The sequence below is a fragment of the Roseobacter sp. genome (assembly GCF_039970775.1).
Taxonomy (GTDB): domain Bacteria; phylum Pseudomonadota; class Alphaproteobacteria; order Rhodobacterales; family Rhodobacteraceae; genus Roseobacter.
Genome location: NZ_JBDVLG010000009.1, coordinates 17,756 through 34,456 on the forward strand (window position 1 = coordinate 17,756; position 16,701 = coordinate 34,456).

At 54.7% G+C, this 16,701-nt stretch carries 19 protein-coding genes; 6 read left to right on the forward strand and 13 right to left on the reverse strand.

Features of this window, described 5'->3' with window-relative positions:
* Positions 1-32 precede the first annotated feature (32 nt).
* From ABJH13_RS01475 to ABJH13_RS01485, 3 genes are read left to right on the forward strand one after another with little or no spacing between them, the layout of a single operon-like run.
* Positions 33-557, forward strand: coding sequence for a DUF4142 domain-containing protein (locus tag ABJH13_RS01475; RefSeq protein ID WP_348404441.1), 525 nt, complete (start codon positions 33-35; stop codon positions 555-557).
* A complete protein-coding gene (locus tag ABJH13_RS01480; RefSeq protein ID WP_348404442.1) occupies positions 557-910 on the forward strand; it encodes a cupredoxin domain-containing protein in 354 nt (117 codons plus the stop codon). The genes ABJH13_RS01475 and ABJH13_RS01480 overlap by 1 nt, the downstream gene beginning before the upstream one ends.
* A 43-nt stretch (positions 911-953) precedes the next feature.
* Positions 954-1,496, forward strand: coding sequence for a tetratricopeptide repeat protein (locus ABJH13_RS01485; RefSeq protein WP_348404443.1), 543 nt, complete (start codon positions 954-956; stop codon positions 1,494-1,496).
* Between the two features lie 294 nt (positions 1,497-1,790).
* Here ABJH13_RS01485 and ABJH13_RS01490 read toward each other — a convergent pair whose 3' ends face one another.
* Complete coding sequence (locus ABJH13_RS01490) at positions 1,791-2,831, reverse strand: IS110 family transposase (protein ID WP_348404444.1); 1,041 nt, start codon at positions 2,829-2,831, stop codon at positions 1,791-1,793.
* A gap of 242 nt (positions 2,832-3,073) precedes the next feature.
* Between ABJH13_RS01490 and ABJH13_RS01495 the strand changes: the two genes are divergently transcribed.
* On the forward strand, positions 3,074-4,519 hold the full coding sequence (locus tag ABJH13_RS01495; protein ID WP_348404445.1) for an IS1182 family transposase: 1,446 nt from the start codon (positions 3,074-3,076) through the stop codon (positions 4,517-4,519).
* Positions 4,520-4,853: 334 nt separating this feature from the next.
* On the opposite strand, the gene ABJH13_RS01500 is transcribed toward ABJH13_RS01495, so the two are convergent.
* The 5 genes from ABJH13_RS01500 to ABJH13_RS01520 all read right to left on the reverse strand — a co-directional run bounded on the left by ABJH13_RS01500 (position 4,854) and on the right by ABJH13_RS01520 (position 8,264).
* Complete coding sequence (locus ABJH13_RS01500) at positions 4,854-5,657, reverse strand: metallophosphoesterase (RefSeq protein ID WP_348404533.1); 804 nt, start codon at positions 5,655-5,657, stop codon at positions 4,854-4,856.
* A gap of 5 nt (positions 5,658-5,662) precedes the next feature.
* Positions 5,663-5,890, reverse strand: coding sequence for a hypothetical protein (locus ABJH13_RS01505; RefSeq protein WP_348404446.1), 228 nt, complete (start codon positions 5,888-5,890; stop codon positions 5,663-5,665).
* Between the two features lies 1 nt (position 5,891).
* Complete coding sequence (locus ABJH13_RS01510; RefSeq protein WP_348404447.1) at positions 5,892-6,458, reverse strand: metallophosphoesterase; 567 nt, start codon at positions 6,456-6,458, stop codon at positions 5,892-5,894.
* Between the two features lie 187 nt (positions 6,459-6,645).
* Positions 6,646-7,500 (reverse strand): hypothetical protein, encoded by an 855-nt coding sequence (locus ABJH13_RS01515; protein ID WP_348404448.1) that lies wholly within the window; start codon positions 7,498-7,500, stop codon positions 6,646-6,648.
* Positions 7,497-8,264 carry a hypothetical protein gene (locus ABJH13_RS01520; protein ID WP_348404449.1) on the reverse strand — a complete coding sequence of 256 codons (768 nt, stop codon included), beginning with the start codon at positions 8,262-8,264 and terminating at the stop codon, positions 7,497-7,499. Before ABJH13_RS01520 ends, ABJH13_RS01515 begins: the two co-directional genes overlap by 4 nt.
* 110 nt (positions 8,265-8,374) lie before the next feature.
* Here ABJH13_RS01520 and ABJH13_RS01525 point away from each other — a divergent pair, with 110 nt between their 5' ends.
* On the forward strand, positions 8,375-8,626 hold the full coding sequence (locus tag ABJH13_RS01525) for a helix-turn-helix transcriptional regulator (protein ID WP_348404450.1): 252 nt from the start codon (positions 8,375-8,377) through the stop codon (positions 8,624-8,626).
* Positions 8,627-8,640: 14 nt separating this feature from the next.
* Here the strand turns inward: ABJH13_RS01525 and ABJH13_RS01530 are convergent, their stop codons facing one another.
* From ABJH13_RS01530 to ABJH13_RS01555, 6 genes are all read right to left on the reverse strand, one after another.
* Positions 8,641-9,921 carry a type II toxin-antitoxin system HipA family toxin gene (locus ABJH13_RS01530; RefSeq protein ID WP_348404451.1) on the reverse strand — a complete coding sequence of 427 codons (1,281 nt, stop codon included), beginning with the start codon at positions 9,919-9,921 and terminating at the stop codon, positions 8,641-8,643.
* A complete protein-coding gene (locus ABJH13_RS01535; RefSeq protein WP_348404452.1) occupies positions 9,921-10,169 on the reverse strand; it encodes a helix-turn-helix transcriptional regulator in 249 nt (82 codons plus the stop codon). The genes ABJH13_RS01530 and ABJH13_RS01535 overlap by 1 nt, the downstream gene beginning before the upstream one ends.
* A gap of 104 nt (positions 10,170-10,273) precedes the next feature.
* Entirely contained in the window at positions 10,274-10,939 is a 666-nt protein-coding gene (locus ABJH13_RS01540; RefSeq protein WP_348404453.1) for a hypothetical protein, read from the reverse strand.
* A complete protein-coding gene (locus ABJH13_RS01545) occupies positions 10,936-12,288 on the reverse strand; it encodes a hypothetical protein (protein WP_348404454.1) in 1,353 nt (450 codons plus the stop codon). Before ABJH13_RS01545 ends, ABJH13_RS01540 begins: the two co-directional genes overlap by 4 nt.
* A 241-nt stretch (positions 12,289-12,529) precedes the next feature.
* Positions 12,530-13,411, reverse strand: coding sequence for a helix-turn-helix domain-containing protein (locus ABJH13_RS01550; protein ID WP_348404455.1), 882 nt, complete (start codon positions 13,409-13,411; stop codon positions 12,530-12,532).
* Between the two features lie 697 nt (positions 13,412-14,108).
* Complete coding sequence (locus ABJH13_RS01555) at positions 14,109-14,450, reverse strand: zinc ribbon domain-containing protein YjdM (RefSeq protein WP_348404456.1); 342 nt, start codon at positions 14,448-14,450, stop codon at positions 14,109-14,111.
* A 279-nt stretch (positions 14,451-14,729) separates the two neighbouring features.
* On the opposite strand from ABJH13_RS01555, the gene ABJH13_RS01560 reads away from it, so the two are divergent.
* Positions 14,730-15,413 (forward strand): fumarylacetoacetate hydrolase family protein, encoded by a 684-nt coding sequence (locus ABJH13_RS01560; protein WP_348404457.1) that lies wholly within the window; start codon positions 14,730-14,732, stop codon positions 15,411-15,413.
* Positions 15,414-15,454: 41 nt separating this feature from the next.
* On the opposite strand, the gene ABJH13_RS01565 is transcribed toward ABJH13_RS01560, so the two are convergent.
* Positions 15,455-16,639, reverse strand: coding sequence for an MFS transporter (locus tag ABJH13_RS01565; RefSeq protein ID WP_348404458.1), 1,185 nt, complete (start codon positions 16,637-16,639; stop codon positions 15,455-15,457).
* Positions 16,640-16,701: the final 62 nt, after the last annotated feature.

A 16,701-nucleotide genomic window follows, 5' to 3' on the forward strand; every position in this document is an offset into this window, starting at 1 on the left:
CTCCATAAGTAAACTCCGGAGGGAACTTAGAAATGAAGAAACTGCTATCAACAATCGCTGTTGCTGCCGCAATGTTTGGTGCACAGGCATCTGCTCAGGACGTTGCTGCAATGAACGACCTTGAGTATGCGCACATTGCATATACTGCCGACAATATCGACATTCGGTATGCGCATCTTGCTTTGGCCTTGTCGACCAATCCCGACATCCACGACTTCGCCAATACGATGATCCGCGACCACACAGCAGTAAACGAAGCTGCACTGGGTCTATTGGACAAGTTGGGTGCATCGGCACAAGACAATGAATTCAGTCAGACTTTGAATGCAAATGCCGAGAAAATCATCACTGGTTTCATAACTATGCCGCGCGAAGACTTTGACAAAGCTTATGCCGAGAACGAACTGGCCTATCACAAGGCAGTCAACGATCTCGTGGAAAACACTATGATCCCGAATATCGACAACGCCGAAGTGAAGGCATTGTTCGAACAGGGGCTTGGTATCTTCAAAGCTCATGAAGGCCATGCCGAAATGATGGTCAAGGCTCTGAACTGATGAACACACCACTCACGCGACGTCGTGTGCTGGTTGGAGCGGTCGCATCTGCGACCGCTCTGGCGGCGCTTAACACACGACCTGCCATTGCTGACTCCACTGTGCATGAGGTTCGAATTAAGAGTTTCACATTTGAACCTACGACCATTCAAGCCAAGATCGGCGATACCATCAGATGGACAAACGAAGACCTCGCCCCCCATACCGCAACTGCCGATGAACTTGGCTGGGATACCGAAGAGCTTGTTAAGGGCGCTAGTGGTGCGGTGGTTGTTACCGATGGCATGGAAACAAGCTATTTCTGTATTTTCCACCCGCATATGAAGGGTTCCATCGAAATTCTGGAAAGTTGAAGTGCTCCCGCTGTCACACTCCAAACATAATCGGATATCTACTATGCTAAAAACCATCGTGTTCATGGTCGCCACCAGCATTGGCCACTCTGCCGTGGCCCATTCTTGCGCAGAGTTTCAAGCCAATACGGTTGAGAAAGACCAGCTGTATGCCGAGCTACTGACAACTCCTAACGAAATGCTCGGCAGATCAGTGAGCAATCAGCTTTGGGAGATATGGATAAACGCGCCTGATGATGAATCTCAAGACCTGATGGATCGAGGCCGGGAACGCATCAGAGTCGCTGATTATGAGAAGGCGATAGAGTATTTCACTAAACTGTCTGAATACTGCCCGCTCTATGCCGAAGGTTGGAACCAACGCTCATACGTCTATTTCCTAAGTCAGAACTACGATGCATCACTTGAGGACATCACAAAGGCACTGGACCTTGAACCTCGACATTTTGGTGCACTCACCGGACGCGCGACCGTTCTGATTAGCATGGGGCGCACCGAAATTGGCTATGACGCTCTGCGCCGAGCTTTGGCGATAAATCCGTGGCTGAGTGAACGTCATCTTCTGCCACAGGGCGACGACATATAATCAAAAATTGATATGAATGTCCGCTTGCGCAAATCAAGGCCAGATCGGCAAAGCTGTTCTCTGTCTGTGGCTAAGTCAAGGATGTTTGGTTCAGTGTCTTCCGGGTCCGTGGTTCTCTACGAGGTCAGGAATTATCCTGCCTCCTGATGGCGTACGGGGCTGATCGGCCAAAATGTCATTCACGAGGTTGGGATATACCCACCTTAACCGCTTTGCTGGCTTGATCTGCTACCGTCCCGGAGGACGTCGAACCTACCCCTTGTCTCTCGGGCAGGTATTCAAAATCTCAATTTCTCAGCGAGCACCCACCATTCCAGGCTCAAACACCGTTCCGTCGCGCCAAACCGAGTGCATGATGACGGCAATTTTCCGAGAGGCGGCAACGGCGGCTTTCTTGTGCCCTTTGCGCTCGGCTAGCTTTGTTGCCCATTCTTTCAAACGAGATGGCTTTCTCGTGCAACTGATCAATGTTGACGCCGCTGAGTATAATAACCGGCGCATATCACAGTCACCGCATTTGGATATTTTACCCGACCAATCCACCTCGCCGGATTGATGGCGTTTTGGTGTGAGACCAAGGAACGCGCCAACATCAATCGATTTTCTGAACCGTTTTTCATCGTCCAGTGTCGCGATATACGCCAACGCCACGATCGGGCCAACACCCGGAACGGTCATCAGTCGGCACGCCAGCTCACTGTCGCGCGCCATCATCCTTACTTCGTCGTCCAGCGCATCTCTGGCAATGCACAGTGTCTTGTGCAGAGGGATGAACGTTTCTGACAGCATCGCAATCGCCGGATCCGTATTCGCCGCAGCTGCGAGCTGGTCCCGAAAGCTCCTTCGCAATTTTCCCGTCCCAACCGACTTCATGCAAACACCGAACACCTTGAGGACGCCACGTACATGACCCTCAAGATCCTTACGCATACGGATCAGCCGCTCGCGGGCACCAATCAGGACGCGCACGCGCTCAGAGGATTCGCTGCGGATATGGACTTGAGTGAACCAACCCGTGCGCGCCAACTGAGCCAGCCCCTCAGCATCGCCGCGGTCAGATTTGTTAATTCGTCCCGACAACGCTTTGTGGGCCAAACGTGCATCTATGCAAATGATCGGAACACCACGCTTCTCTAACTCGCGGGTGAGCCAAATCGCTAGGATGCCACTCTCATGAACCACCCGCTCTACCTTTGGCGCGTGCTTTGAAATGAAGCGCGCGATCAGATCCGGATCTGTTGAGATATCTGTGCGTGCGGCAACATCGCCTTTGTCATCCATAATACAAATCGACGTTTCTTTGACGGACACGTCCAATCCAACATAGTATGCCATTGTCGTTCTCCTCAGTGGCTGCTTCATTGAGGCCAGTATACTGTACCTCGTTTGCCCAAGGAGAGCGGCACCCACAGACACACCATGTCATTCGTTCATTTTGCAACAATGGTTGTTCTGGGCTCGAAGGAGACCTTCGCCGCGCGATGCACCAACTTCCGTTCCGCGGAGAGGCTGTGTGAAAACTCACCCAAATTTTCCGATTTATGTTATAATTTCCGTACACCGTATGGAGGTCATTCATGGCGCATTTCATCGAAGGTTTAGACCGTCAGCAGACGATGTTGCTTCCTGAACACCTCGACTATTATGTTGATGAGGATAACCACGCCCGCGCCATTGATGCTTTCGTGGACATGCTTGATTTTGCTGCCCTTGGTTTCAACGAGCAACCTGCCGCGACGGGTCGGCCTGGTTATCATCCGGGGCTGATGCTGCGGATTTATCTCTACGGGTATCTTAACCAAGTGCAGTCGTCGCGACGTTTGGAACGTGAGTGTGGGCGCAATCTGGAGCTCATTTGGCTGACGGGTCGGTTGAGGCCGGACTTTAAGACGATTGCGGATTTTAGGAAAGATAACGGGCCAGCGATCCGCAAAGTATGCCAGCAGTTCGTGGCCTTGTGTCGCAACATGGGTCTACTTGATGGGGACGTGGTCGCCATCGATGGCAGCCGCTTCAAAGCCGTGAACTCTAAGGCCAAGAATTACACACGTGGTAAGTTGCGCCAGAAGTTGGGCGAGATCGACAAAGCAATTGAGCGTTATTTGGGCGAGTTGGACCGTGCCGATGAAGTGTTCGAGCAGACTGGAACAGTGCTTCCTGAAGCGCGCATGGAGCGCACCCTGCGAAAGCTGGAACATCTGCAAAAGGAGGCCTTGCGTTACAGATCAATTAAACAACGGATGGATGAGACCGGCGAAACGCAGGTCTCGCTGACTGATCCCGATGCCCGTTCCATGGCAACAACGGCGCGGATGCCGCGTATCGTTGGGTATAATGTGCAAACGGCGGTCGAGGCTGACAACCATTTGATTGTCGCGCATGAAGTCACGATGCTTGGATTCGATCGCGACGCCTTATCTATGATGGCCGAGGCCGCCAACGATGTCATGGCAACAGATCAACTCACGGCTATCGCCGATAAAGGCTATTACAAAGGCGAAGAAATTGTTGCGAGCGAAGAGGCTGGCATCTCGGTTGTTGTCCCAAAGCCGATGACATCAAACGCCGCAGCACGGGGTCAGTTTGACAAGGCTGATTTTGCCTACGACAGAGAAAAGGATACCTATGTTTGCCCTGCCGGCGAGGAGCTGACTTATCGATTTACGGGCCAGCAAGATGGCAAAGCCATCAGGTCCTATTGGTCGGGTGCCTGCGTCGATTGTGCTATCAAAGATAAATACACGACCAGCAAAGAGCGACGTGTGCGTCGCTGGGAACACGAAGATGTTCTTGAGCGGGTCCAAGAACGGCTGGATAAAGATCCCGCACAACTGGCTGTTCGCAGTATGACTGTTGAGCATCCCTACGGCACCATTAAATCATGGATGGGGGCCACCCACTTTAAGATGCGAACATTGAAAAAGGTGGCGGCAGAGATAGCCCTGCACGTGCTCGCCTACAACATGACCCGCGTGATGAACATCATGGGCATTCCCGCTATGATCGCGGCGATGAAGGCGTAAGAGGCTTCGTTTGCCCTGAAATTGGGGCCTGAAGCGACGGATCTGTTAAAAATGGTGACAGTTGGCCCTACGAACCCTCGAGACAGCCGAAATGAAGATTCCACGCCAAAACCAACACAAACGGCAAAAGCTAAAGCCGCACTCGGTATCAACAGAGTTTCCACACAGCCTCTCCGCAGAGCCGCATTGAGGTGGGTACCGATGAATGGCTGGTCTGGGTGTCGGTTCGCTACGTTCATCCATGGTGAAAGTCGATGATCATGGGTGATGGTTTGGCTGATTGCCTGCAAAGCCGCGCGCACTGGCTATCTCCCGGCCAAACCCGCAACCACACTCACACGTCTATAATGTAACCCGGATCGAATGCGACATCTTCGCCCGGATAGCCACGCTGATTGGTGACGAATTTAATCGGGCCAAGGTCTCCTGCACCGGTCCAATTCTCGCCCTCATGGCTGTGTCCCCAGACCCATGTGTGGATGTCGTGGCCTCGAATTTCATCCCAAAGGGTGCTTGCGAACCCGGCGCTCATGGCGCGCTTTTCGTTCCCGCCGATTGTGCGCATTGGACAGATCAATTCACGCACTGGCAGGTGATGGGTCATCACTAAAGTAGGGCCGTCATAGGGTCCCCGAAGTGCTTCGAAGATCGCCACTTTGTCTTCCGCGTGGCGTTCCAACATATCGTCGATGGTGAAGCGCGTTTTGGGCGCGGTGCGGATCACGCGATAGTCTTGCATGTACGCAGAGACCATTGTGCGGGCCAGCAATTCAAACGGTGGATACAACTTCAAATCGGTCCACAGAGTTGCACCAATAATGCGTACCCCTGCGATCTCCGTTGCCGCACCATGAAGCACACGGATATCTAAACCCTCGGCGTGTAGCTGTGCCAGCTGTACAGCTTCTTGCTCGCGCAGTTCAGACCAAATCGATCCATAGACCTCATGATTGCCCCAGATCACGACGACTGGGCAGCCGTACTTGCGCGCAGCTTGTGCCGGGATATCCAGATGACGACCCATCGTGTGTGTGTCGCCAGCAATCAAAACCCCGTCCACAGGCGCGGACAGGTCGGGCAGATTGAAGCCGCCCCAGAATTCATCGTGCAGATCGCTCCAGATTAGAAAACGGGCCATCACTCTTACTTTCTCATTATCTCAGGGAAGCGAGCGGGATCGATCCACTGCTTGCCGTCTTTGGGTGCGCCCCATGGGTTACCGAATGCTTTTGCGGCGGATGGATCATCGACGGTTAGATCACGTGCATTCTCAGCCCGCCGCGCCCGTTTGTGCTCGGCTTTCTTGAACGACTTGTCGCTGTCCTTGGTGGTCATCCCGCAGATGGGTGTCTTACGATATGAGCGTGACATATCAGATTTCCTTCACGTTATGTTCGACGTCGGCCCAATGCTTGTTCACAGGCAGCGTTTTGGCACGGCGCGCGATGTCCTCAAAACGGACGGGCATGTAGTCCCAGACATCGACACCAGCGTTGACGCTGTTGCGTGAACCTTTCCAGTTAGTGTGGACATGGCCAAATATCTGGAGCGCATCACGGCGGGCGTGGTTCCATGTGATCAACGGGTAGTGGCAAAGCGTGTGCGCCTGCTTCTGAGGGCCGTCGCGAACCTCGGCCAGATGCGATACGCTTGTCCACGGCAATGTTTGTGTTGGCTCCAAATCATGGTTGCCAACGACGAGGTGCTTTTTTGCACCGGGGAGCTTGTCAAAGAGCTTGGTGAGCCATTCGGCGTCTTTGGCTTTTGACCCATGGGCGAAGTCGCCAATGATCCAAAGCACGTCCTTGGGGCCAACCATGGCCCATAGGTTCTGCATGAGAACTGCGTCCATGTGGTTCGCCGAACGAAAGGGGCGATTGCAGAACTTGATGACGTTCTCATGCCCGAAATGGGGGTCAGCTGTGTACCAGTTGGTCATGTCGGTTCTCCGTCGTGCGGTGGTGGCGCGGACGGCGACGGGCAGGTGCGGAGATGAATGATCATCGGGGCGAACAGCGCGAAGCCGCCCGCCGAATGTTGGGGGGCGCTAGGTTTGGGTGATATGTACGCGCTTCATGATCATGCGTGTCTCATAGCGCGTTCAGATGCGTCTGGCTATCCATGGATTACAGATCCATATCCGAGGCCTCGACCTCCTCACCGGTCAGGGCTTCGACAATCTGGCGGTCGAGCTCTTCCATATGGATGCGGCCTAGTTCGTAGTCCTCCAGTGAGAAACTGATGGATGTCATACCGGGTTCGCCGCGATAGAAGATCCTGAAGGTTGCGATACAGCCAGTTTTGATCTCTTTCTCGCGCGGAAACTGGAAACGGTAGTCGACATTATTGATGTAGTGTCCGGCGCTCCCGCAAATCTCATACTGAGATGTGTTGGTCGACGTGTTGCCGTAAGACGTGGTTGTTTCCTCTTGGATCAATGCAGGCAGCGCATCGAGGTCTGCGATGAAACCTTCGGTGCTCCATGCATAAAGGATGGTCATTTCACGTCCGGTAATTTCGACACGCGAGGCCGGACCGTAGGTCTCTTCGATCTGGGCTCGCAGTTCTAATGGCGCTGGCAACTGGTCGCTTGGTTGGCGAATACTGCGGAAAATTGCCATTGGGCGCTGTTCCATCGCGCCGGACGCAAGACGGGCCGTGATTTGATCCTGGGCAGCGCCAGCCAAGCGCGCGTTGATGCCAACATCGCCGATACGGCTGAATTGCTGGTAAGTGAACTCGAAGACATTACCTTCGGGGGATTGCACCCGCAGCACTTCGCTTTCGCTGGTGGGTTCAGCCTCAGTGCGGTCAGCGTAAACAGCCAGTACATCCGCGAAAGGGTCGCCTGGTTGCAAACCGAGTATCTCATAGGCGTAGGGGCGCTCTGCTGGGGCAGGCAGCGGCGTCAGCGTGTCTTCTGCAATGGCGGGTGAAGCCGTTGCGAGTGAGAGAAAGGCGAAGATTGATAATATTCTCATGCTGATGCTTTCTGTTTGGTGACAAATTGTTTCCATTCAGAAACGTGCGGTTGCAGTTGCAGGCCGTCGAGCGCCCATTGTACTTCGACAGTGAGGGCAAGGACGGCAGACCATGCGGCCTGTGCTTCGCGAAAACGCCCATAGCCGGTCCCGAATTGTTCGCAGGCCAGACACTCAGTGAAGTGGCCGATATCGCCGTTGACGACCTGATCGCCGATCGCTTCGGACCATGGCAGTTCTGTTTTGAGGATCGGAATACTGGCGAATGCAGCGCGTGTGGCGGGGATGTCTGCCGCACCGGCACGACAGCCAGGGATCAATCCCAGCACATTGTCCGGTTCAACCAAGTATTCGCTGATCCCCTTAACTACGTTCTTAGCCTCAAATTCTCCGATTGCAGGCGACAGGATCAGGTCAGCGCGCCCGAGGGCCGCGCCTTGCGGCTCTTGCGGAAGGATGCGCGTGTCGATCAGCGCGATGTCAAAGCCGTCGGTATCAGCAGACGCCAGCATGTCCTCGATATCTTCGCGGGTTGTGCAGCTTAGCAATTGCAGGCGATCTTCAAGCACACCGCTTGACGACATAGCCTTGCGCCAGCGTTGCAATGTCGTTGGCGTGTCCCGTCTGGGGTCGGCCTTGGCCTCATCCGTGCAGTCGAGCACAAGCACACGTTTACCCATCGCCAGAAAGCCTGACGCCAGCGCCATGGTGGAAACCGTGCGTCCCGTGCCGCCTTTGGTAGCGAAAAATGTGATCGTCTGCATTGGGGCGGTCCTTCTACTGGATATGACTTGAATAAGTATATCACCCCCATTTTGGGGGTAAACCCGTTATGGGGGTAGCCGTTTCATCAAATTGATTGGTGGAACATTCATTGGCTGGAACCGTACATACTGCTGCTTACAAACATCTGCTTGCGCAGTTGGTTAATGCGCGTGACAAATCGGGCCTGTCCCAAGCGCAGTTGGCGCAGCGTATTGGGAAGCCTGCGTCATTTGTTGGGAAATACGAAGTTGGCGAGCGCCGTCTCGATGTCATTGAGTTGCTGGTTGTTTTGAAAACCCTTGAAGCCAACAGCACGGACTTCATTCTCGAACTGGGCAAACAGGTTCCTGAACAGCTTTGAACTGCGAGTTACACTTAAGACAGGTTTTGTGCTCGAGCGTGAAGCCCATCCAGCAGACAACCCAGTAGGGTATCCGGAAAGCCCGGCAATAGCTTTACTTGGGTTTGCTCAATTGCGCCGTCAAGCTGGTAAAGAATGTCGTCGATCATGCTATTCGCCAACTCCTGTCCCAGACCGACCACCTTTGCTGTCTCTAGAAAATGCCTCCGCACAACTTCATTGATCCGATAGTGGTTTTGATCGCCAACGCTCATCGCTAATCGCATGCGGTTGTGCCGAATTTGACCATCATCGACGGCTTTCTGGGCCGTCAGCACATCGTAGAGCGGTGTCATGCCAAACCCGCCACCGGGGCGCAGTGCAATGCTAAAGTTTTTCGCATGACCATCGGTCGCTCCAAGCAACCAAAACAGAATCTGCGCCTTGAAGAACGCTAGCCGATCCTCGTTGGGCCGGTCACTGCCAGCCAGCAATCGCATACCGTCCGCAACACTTGGGCCACCATCCATCTGATATTTCTGGCTGGGCGGCACACTAAGCGCCTGACAAAAGTCCTCCTGTGGAAGGCGGATTAGCCGCCCATCTCGTGTCCAGCGTCGATCAAAACGGGTGACCGACAATGCCCGAACATTCTCAAAATCGACGATTTCAACTTCGGCCACGTCCATGCCCATCGCGCGGCAGAACGTCATGCACAGGAATTCGTTCTCGACGCTGTCCGACAAGTTGATGCCGCTTGGCAAAACGCCTAGCTGAGTTTTCAGAATATGCGTCGTCGGCGTCATGCCGAGAGGTCTGATCCAAGCACCGTCTTTGCGCAGCAGTGCCGTCTTTTCCTGCGCGCCAGCCAACGAAATCCGAAAATCATCCTCTTCGATTCCAAGTGGAGCCGTGGCAAGGTTCCGAAGGATGTCGGCAATCTGCCCATCTGACACGGGTTCACCTTCCAAATCTGTTGGTTTGGGTGGGATGTCTCCCGCTACAAACTGCAACGCGCCAACACAATCACGGCCGATCTTTTCGAGCATATTGTATGCATCTGTACCGCCGGCACCTACTTTGGCGGCAACACGTTCCCGGATCGCCGGATTGTCGGGAAGCAGGTTCTCCAAATAGGCTATTACGGGTGCGCCCTGATGCGCTTGCTCTTGCAGCGGCAGAGAGAGCGACACAGGCAACGCGTGCTCCCATGCCAGCCAGTCTTGCGCATAGCTGAACGTGATCGCCCCACTGCGTGCCATATCGATCTCGCCAACAAGTCGCCCGTTCAGCAATACTGTCAGCTTGCGCGCCATCAGAATATGTCCTCAATGTCAGGCTGATTTGCGCCGCGATCGCCGATCCAAAACTCAAGACCCAGTGCCATCATGATCGCGAGGATGGTTTTGATTTGCGTGCCAGCATCACCGTTTTCGACCGAAGAAATTGTTGCAACGCGCAAGCCTGACCGCGCGCTGACATCCTTCTGCGTCCATCCCTTAGCTTTGCGGGCACGTCGTAGGGCAGTCCCAATGTGTTCTGGTGTGCGGGCGAGAGATTCCATTGTGCGCTCCTTTACGCTAGAGCGTATATTATTAGAATTTACGCCGCAACGTATTTTTCAATTTATTACGCTATGGCGTAATAGGCTGGCAGCACCACCTAACCTCAATCCGAGAGCCGGTACATCCGCCCATTCAAATGTGCAATCTCGGACAGGTCGTCCGCTTCCCAACGTCTGATCCGCAAACCTTCAGGGATAACAACCAACGTATGGCCCCGAAAGTCCAACAACTGGATACCAACACTGTCCCGTAATGTGATGAAATTCTCAAGCTCTTGCCGCACAGCATCTCTTGCCTGAGCCATTGCAGCAAGGTCGTCCTCGATTTGGACAAGCTGTCCAGCCGCCTGGTCACGTTGATGCAAAAGATCGTTCTGCAGTTCAGCTAACGCCATCTCACCATCCCGACGTGATGCTGCAACCTCCGCAGTCGTTGCCTCAAGAAGAAACGACGCTTCATTCTCGGCAGCAGCTTTGAGCCTTGCCGCAGACCAGAACGCAAAAGCGACGATAAGTACTGCTGTAACAACCGAGACAACAACGCCAGCACCGACGAGCACCCAGATTTGCCGAATGCGTTGTTCCAAAGCGGAGGCGCGTTCATCAATCAAATCTGTCCGCGCATTCAGGCCGCCAACGGAAAAGGACGCCTGACGGACAGCCTCGTGCAGTTCTTCAACGACTTGCTCTGCGTCACGCGCCGTTGCCAAGCCGTTCGTCCGCCGCTTTGCTTCAAGGCTTGCAATCCGATTGTCGAGATCATTTGTCATGGCTGCATTCCCCCCGATTGTGGTCGTGAAATAGGCTTAAGCACCTCGGAGATTTGTTCGCGTTCTTGCTCAGCCTGTGAGGTGGACAGCATCCCGGTCAGCTTGCCCCATACCTTGCTGACCAATACCACGACCTTTTCGATAACCTGTGCAATTTCCAACCACTCCACATCTTGGGCGAGCCTGGGATCATCAAACTGTAGTTCTGACCTTTCGTCATCGAACCGAACATTGCCTGTAAGGACGCCGATCAGAACCCGCGCTGTCACAGACGCGGCGCGCAACACAGTCTCTCGCAGGACCGTCTGTTTTTCATGTTCAAATGCAAAGCGCTCAGATTGAAGGTCTGAAGTCTCTTTTTCCAATAGTTCCATTTGATGGGCCAGTTCTGACTGAGCGAGTTGTTCAATTTCGGCCTTCTTCGTCTCAGCCTGACGAAGGATCATTTCGGCCTCCGCCTCCGCATCGTCTTTCGCCGACAAGGCCTCATCGTAAAGCGCCTCAACACGTGCTAATTTATCCGCGACCTCGGCTGCTTTTTGATCGGCATCCTCATCAAACTGCGCTTCCGCATCAGCTAGGCTCTCAACACGTTCAGACATTTGGCGGTGCAGATCCCCATCGCGTCTGGCCTGCTCTTTTCGTTGCTTCCACTGTTCCCGCGACAACCTCTCACGCTTCGGCCCTAAACGGGTCAAGCCAGCAGGCAAACCAACCTCGGTGAAATACTCATCCTGCAGTTCACGACCTCGCGCGCGATAAGCACGATTACCGAATTTGACGGCTTCCTTGGAAGGTTTGCCACTTTCTCTGGCCAACGCCTCAGCTTCTTCCTTGACCTGCCAAGCCGGGTTCAGGTGACGCGCAGAACAGCTGGCATCGCCCAGAGGCAAAATGAAGGCGTGAATGTGCGGATATTTCTCATCTACATGCTCAACCACCGATACAAGTCGGTCGCCAAACATCTCTTTCATCCAACTGATATTCAGTTCAATCCAGCGTTCGTATTCCGCTCGATCAGCAGAACCGTCCGCGACTTGCTCAGTCAACAATGGATATGAGGCGACGGCAGTTAGCAGGGTGTGACGGTCCTTCCGAATGCCTCGCTTTGCGATGGTACCATCCTTCAACGTAGCTTCGTCATACCCAGCCGCTACGAGGTCATCATGCATCTTACGCACGCGTTGAGGCGGCATGCCATAAATCAGATTTGGCGATTTTGGACCGTCGACATGCATGGAAAATTCCGACTCCCGAGCCGCTTCGTCCAAGACTTGTTGAACGCTCTGGCCGATCTTGTTCGGTTTACGTGAGAAGCTTTGGAGGTGCAAAAATTGCGGACCCGACATGATCAACTGTCCCCGCCGAACGAAACACAATATGGACCGACTATTGAGTTGATAAACAACTCGCCGGGCAAGGCGCTGCGCCCCTGCACCCAACCAAGCGGCTGCGCCGCCGATCTGCACCAGATCGAAGCCACCGTTGGCGGCTGCAATACCTCTCCCTCACTTGCCGTGTGAACGCTGTTCGGACGAGGTATTGCAAGGACTGACCACCCCCCGAGAAACTTGCGATGCAACCCCCACGTCATAGCTGAATTCCAGCAGCTACGACCTGTTGTTTGGTCAGCAAGCCAGCGTCGATAGCGGCGATCGCATGCTCATGTGACACGTGCTTGCACAGCGGACTCTTGCCTTTAATCCACTCGGCAGCATTGGCGACCAGTTGAGCCATTGCGCGATTGTCACTCTTCGAGTGTTCCCGCTCCTCTTCGACGCGCCGACGCCATTCTTCGCGGCGAAACCAGTTATCTGAAAAGCTAACCTTGCTGCGAGTGAACCCCGTCGTTCGGGCGGCGTGGGCTTGGACTGCACTGAGCAAATCCTGAACTGACACATACTGCAATGCGTCTGAAATCAGCTGGTGGCAGGTTCCCTCGTCACGACGCCGATCTTGGGGATACGCCGCTAGAATACAGATCACATCTTCATCCACCGCCGCCGCCTCGCGCCTGCGCGAAGGAGGTTCTTTCTTAGGTTCAATGGTAAGGTTCCTGTCCCGATTTGAGACTACCCCCGTCTCACCCTTGAGACTTTTCCCCCGCATTTTTGAGACGTTTCCCCCCGTCTCATTTTGAGACGAAACCCCATTCGCACCGCTGCTACCACCCTTCGGACGGGCGCTGGGACCAAGGGTGATGTCGAGGTGCAATTCATACTGATTGAACCCGCGCCCGCCATCACCGTCGCCACGGGCATGGCGCGTGACAAGGCCGCATTCCTCCAACGTCGTCATGTGCCGAAACAGCGTTGCGCGGCCCATCTCGCATTCATCAGCCAAACGCTTAGCGCTTGGGTTGCACTGGTCAGTTTCTTTGTTGTGGAAGTCGGCCAGCTGAATGAGCACGATCTTGGCTGCTGGTTTCAGCCCTTTGACGTTCGCGGCCCAAATCAATGCCATACCACTCATGGCTTTTCCTCCAAGGAGGCAGATAGCGATATCAGGGCGCTTGAAACATTCTTGTTTAGTTCACGGTTTGTAGAGGGCTGTTTTGAAACAAAGCCCCCTTGAAATGATAGGATAAATGGCCGGATTGCAAATCCGTGTACAGGAGTTCGATTCTCCTACTCGCCTCCAATAAATTCAATGGGTTAATAGTAAATTACGAACCCACCCCATTAAATTGGTGGCGGTTTTGGTGGCGCATTTCTAACAAAACATATTTGTGATCCCGATCGAAAAAGGCGTAAGCGCCCTCGGCTTGCCGGGCGCGATGTAATGCCATTCGACACCTGTGTCCTGGACCCACTTGAGAATAGCCATACTTGTGAATTCTGTTTCGTTAGGCGACCCCGATCTCGGGGGATTGCGACAGCACAGGACCGGCAAGCGCGCAAAAAATAACAGCCGCACGCCGCAAAACGGCTGGCCTGACGCCCGCTGAAACAATCATTCTGCGCTCCCAAGATCGAAGGGTGTGCAGGTTGACAAAGAAACTTCAAAATCATGTGAAATGATATCAAATAAGGCGGTATATAAATGGCGTTATTGGCTGCCAAACACCGGCTAAAACAGGCCAGTCAATGCCCGTTTGGTTTTTCCGATTCACATCAATGGGCTTGGTGGTGGTGCTAGGCCACCCCAGCGACAATAAGCCCCGTGCGTCTTAGTTTGATGTCTTCTTTACAAATTCGGACTTGAGCCCCATTTGCCCTATTCCCGGCACTTTGCAATCAATATCGTGGTCGCCCGCGACCAACCGAATGCTGCGCACTTTCGTGCCCACTTTAACGACAGACGACGACCCCTTGACCTTCAGGTCCTTGATCACTGTGACCGCGTCGCCGTCTTGCAAGACATTCCCAACGCTGTCGCGAACCTCTGGTGCCGCATCCGCAGATGCGCCGGGCGCCCAGTCATGGCCGCATTCCGGGCAGGTCAGCAAAGCGTCCATCTGATAGGTAAAAGTGGACGCGCATTCGGGGCATGGGGGCAAAGTATCGTTCATCACGACCCTATACCGCCCGCGGTCCTAACAGGCCACAGGTGTGGGTGAAAAAAACAACGCGTGCGGCAGCCGCCTGAACCCAAGAGCCCCATGTCAGCAACACCGCAGGTCACCGTGTGATCCAAAATGGCATGTGGGTTTGTGATCAGGCGCAGACCCGTCCAACCAAAACAGTGCTTTACAAGACAACGGGGGAATGGAACCGCACGTCCTATCACCCTATATAGGGGCGATCACTTTGCGTATGTCTTTCGAACGCAACCATAACGGAGCACCACAATGCCTGACTATGTCATATCGCCGCCCCCCGTGACGGCGCTTCCCGTGGCCACCGGTGGGGTGTTTCCGGTGCGCAGGGTCTATTGCATAGGCCGGAATTACGCAGCACATGCCATCGAAATGGGCCATGACCCGGACCGGGAAGCCCCGTTTTTCTTTCAGAAAAACCCGGACAATCTGGATACATCCGGCACCTTCCCCTACCCGCCCCACACCCGTGATGTTCACCACGAGGTGGAATTGAGCGTTGTCCTGAAATCAGGTGGCAAAAACATCTCTGTCGATCATGCGATGGACCACGTTTACGGTTACGCGCTGTCGCTGGACATGACCCGGCGCGACCTGCAGGGGCAAATGAAAAAGGCCGGGCGGCCGTGGGAAATTGGCAAGGCGTTTGAACGTTCAGCCCCCATCGGGCCGATCCACAAGGCCGAAAACGTCGGGGACCTGAACGCCGGTGCAATCACCCTCAAAGTGAACGGGGACCTGCGTCAGGAAGGTGATCTGGCCCAACTGATCTGGAAGACCCCCGAGATGATCTCGTATTTGTCAGAGTATTTCGAACTCGCTGCGGGGGATGTCATCATGACGGGGACGCCTTCGGGCGTTGGGCCCGTGGTCAAAGGAGACGTCATGGATATCGCAACCCCTGCATTGGGCACCCACCGTGTGACGGTCGTCTAGTCTTCATGCGCGTGATGGTGGCGCCCGATGCCGCGGGCGTCTCAGACCGTCGCGCGCATATCCACCACAAACACCGCACCCGCGACGCACAACAACACCAGCGACACGCCCGCCAATACGGCCCAACCAAACCCTGCGATAATCGCCCCGGCGACAAACGCGCATAGGGTCGACACAAGCGCGATCATCGTGTCATTGGCTCCTTGCACCAACGCTTTTTCTGCCTCCGGTACCGCATGTGCCAAAAGGGTCGTCGCACTGATGAAACTGAAATTCCAGCCGATGCCAAGGATGATCAACGACCCGTAGAAATGCCCCGATGTCAGACCGCTGAGCGCCACCAATGACGACACCGCCAAGAACCCAAGGCCGATCATGGCAATCGGGTGCGCGCCGAATTTCTTGATCAGGAACCCGGTGAAGAAACTGGGCGCGAACATCGCCACCACGTGCCACCGTATGACATCACCCGCCAGCGCATCACCAAAGCCACACCCGATCATGGCAAGCGGCGTCGGCACCATCAAAAACACCATGATACCTTGCGATACCGCGCCCAAACCCACCGCCAACCGCACCGGCCGTTGCCTAAGCACCGTCAATGCCGCGATGCGCTGCCTTAGGGTTTGCGGTGCGGTTTTGGGCGGTGCGGGCAACCGGATCAACGCCAGCGGGACCAACCCCACCAGCGCCACGCCCACCAACGCCGCATATCCGCCCGCCAAAGGCACCGGCGCCAGCGCGTCTTTGGTCATGATAAACATCTGCGGGCCGACAAAGGCGGCGATCAACCCCGAGGTCAACATCAGCGAAATCGCAACAGGTTGCCACGCTGTGCTGACCGTTTCGGCGGCGGCAAACCGGAAATACTGGAAACACGCAAGCGCCGCGCCAAGCGCCAGATGCGCCAGACACAGCAGTATGAAGCTCCCCGAGATCAGCCCCCACATGCCCAACGCGCCCCCCGCAAGCAGACAAAGACCACCTATGGCAAAGCCGATCTTGCGCCCGTACCGCCCCATTATCAACGAAAACGGCGCCGCCGCCAACAGCCCCGCCAGCATCTGAAGCGACGCAGGCAGCGTCGCAAACGCGGTAGATGGCGCCAACATCAACCCCGCCAAACCACCCAAGATGATCAACATCGGCATCGCTGCCCCAAGGATGGTATTGGCCGCCAGCAAACCCAGATAGGTACCGTTTTGAGACAAGATCGTGCTGCGCATGTGACGCTCCAATGTAGGGGTGTTTTTGATATGGTATAACAGGTGCGCATTGTCTAAAATGT

Bases quoted from the DNA above. Each gene is read 5' to 3' on its own strand.
- ABJH13_RS01535 (WP_348404452.1), bottom strand. From the start codon at position 10,169: ATGGAATCTCTCGCCCGCACACCAGAACACATTGGGACTGCCCTACGA.
- ABJH13_RS01540 (WP_348404453.1), bottom strand. From the start codon at position 10,939: ATGACAAATGATCTCGACAATCGGATTGCAAGCCTTGAAGCAAAGCGG.
- ABJH13_RS01520 (WP_348404449.1), bottom strand. From the start codon at position 8,264: ATGCAGACGATCACATTTTTCGCTACCAAAGGCGGCACGGGACGCACG.
- ABJH13_RS01565 (WP_348404458.1), bottom strand. From the start codon at position 16,639: ATGCGCAGCACGATCTTGTCTCAAAACGGTACCTATCTGGGTTTGCTG.
- ABJH13_RS01500 (WP_348404533.1), bottom strand. From the start codon at position 5,657: ATGGCCCGTTTTCTAATCTGGAGCGATCTGCACGATGAATTCTGGGGC.
- ABJH13_RS01480 (WP_348404442.1), top strand. From the start codon at position 557: ATGAACACACCACTCACGCGACGTCGTGTGCTGGTTGGAGCGGTCGCA.
- ABJH13_RS01475 (WP_348404441.1), top strand. From the start codon at position 33: ATGAAGAAACTGCTATCAACAATCGCTGTTGCTGCCGCAATGTTTGGT.
- ABJH13_RS01485 (WP_348404443.1), top strand. From the start codon at position 954: ATGCTAAAAACCATCGTGTTCATGGTCGCCACCAGCATTGGCCACTCT.
- ABJH13_RS01515 (WP_348404448.1), bottom strand. From the start codon at position 7,500: ATGAGAATATTATCAATCTTCGCCTTTCTCTCACTCGCAACGGCTTCA.
- ABJH13_RS01555 (WP_348404456.1), bottom strand. From the start codon at position 14,450: ATGAACGATACTTTGCCCCCATGCCCCGAATGCGCGTCCACTTTTACC.
- ABJH13_RS01560 (WP_348404457.1), top strand. From the start codon at position 14,730: ATGCCTGACTATGTCATATCGCCGCCCCCCGTGACGGCGCTTCCCGTG.
- ABJH13_RS01530 (WP_348404451.1), bottom strand. From the start codon at position 9,921: ATGGCGCGCAAGCTGACAGTATTGCTGAACGGGCGACTTGTTGGCGAG.
- ABJH13_RS01505 (WP_348404446.1), bottom strand. From the start codon at position 5,890: ATGTCACGCTCATATCGTAAGACACCCATCTGCGGGATGACCACCAAG.
- ABJH13_RS01510 (WP_348404447.1), bottom strand. From the start codon at position 6,458: ATGACCAACTGGTACACAGCTGACCCCCATTTCGGGCATGAGAACGTC.
- ABJH13_RS01545 (WP_348404454.1), bottom strand. From the start codon at position 12,288: ATGTCGGGTCCGCAATTTTTGCACCTCCAAAGCTTCTCACGTAAACCG.
- ABJH13_RS01495 (WP_348404445.1), top strand. From the start codon at position 3,074: ATGGCGCATTTCATCGAAGGTTTAGACCGTCAGCAGACGATGTTGCTT.
- ABJH13_RS01490 (WP_348404444.1), bottom strand. From the start codon at position 2,831: ATGGCATACTATGTTGGATTGGACGTGTCCGTCAAAGAAACGTCGATT.
- ABJH13_RS01550 (WP_348404455.1), bottom strand. From the start codon at position 13,411: ATGAGTGGTATGGCATTGATTTGGGCCGCGAACGTCAAAGGGCTGAAA.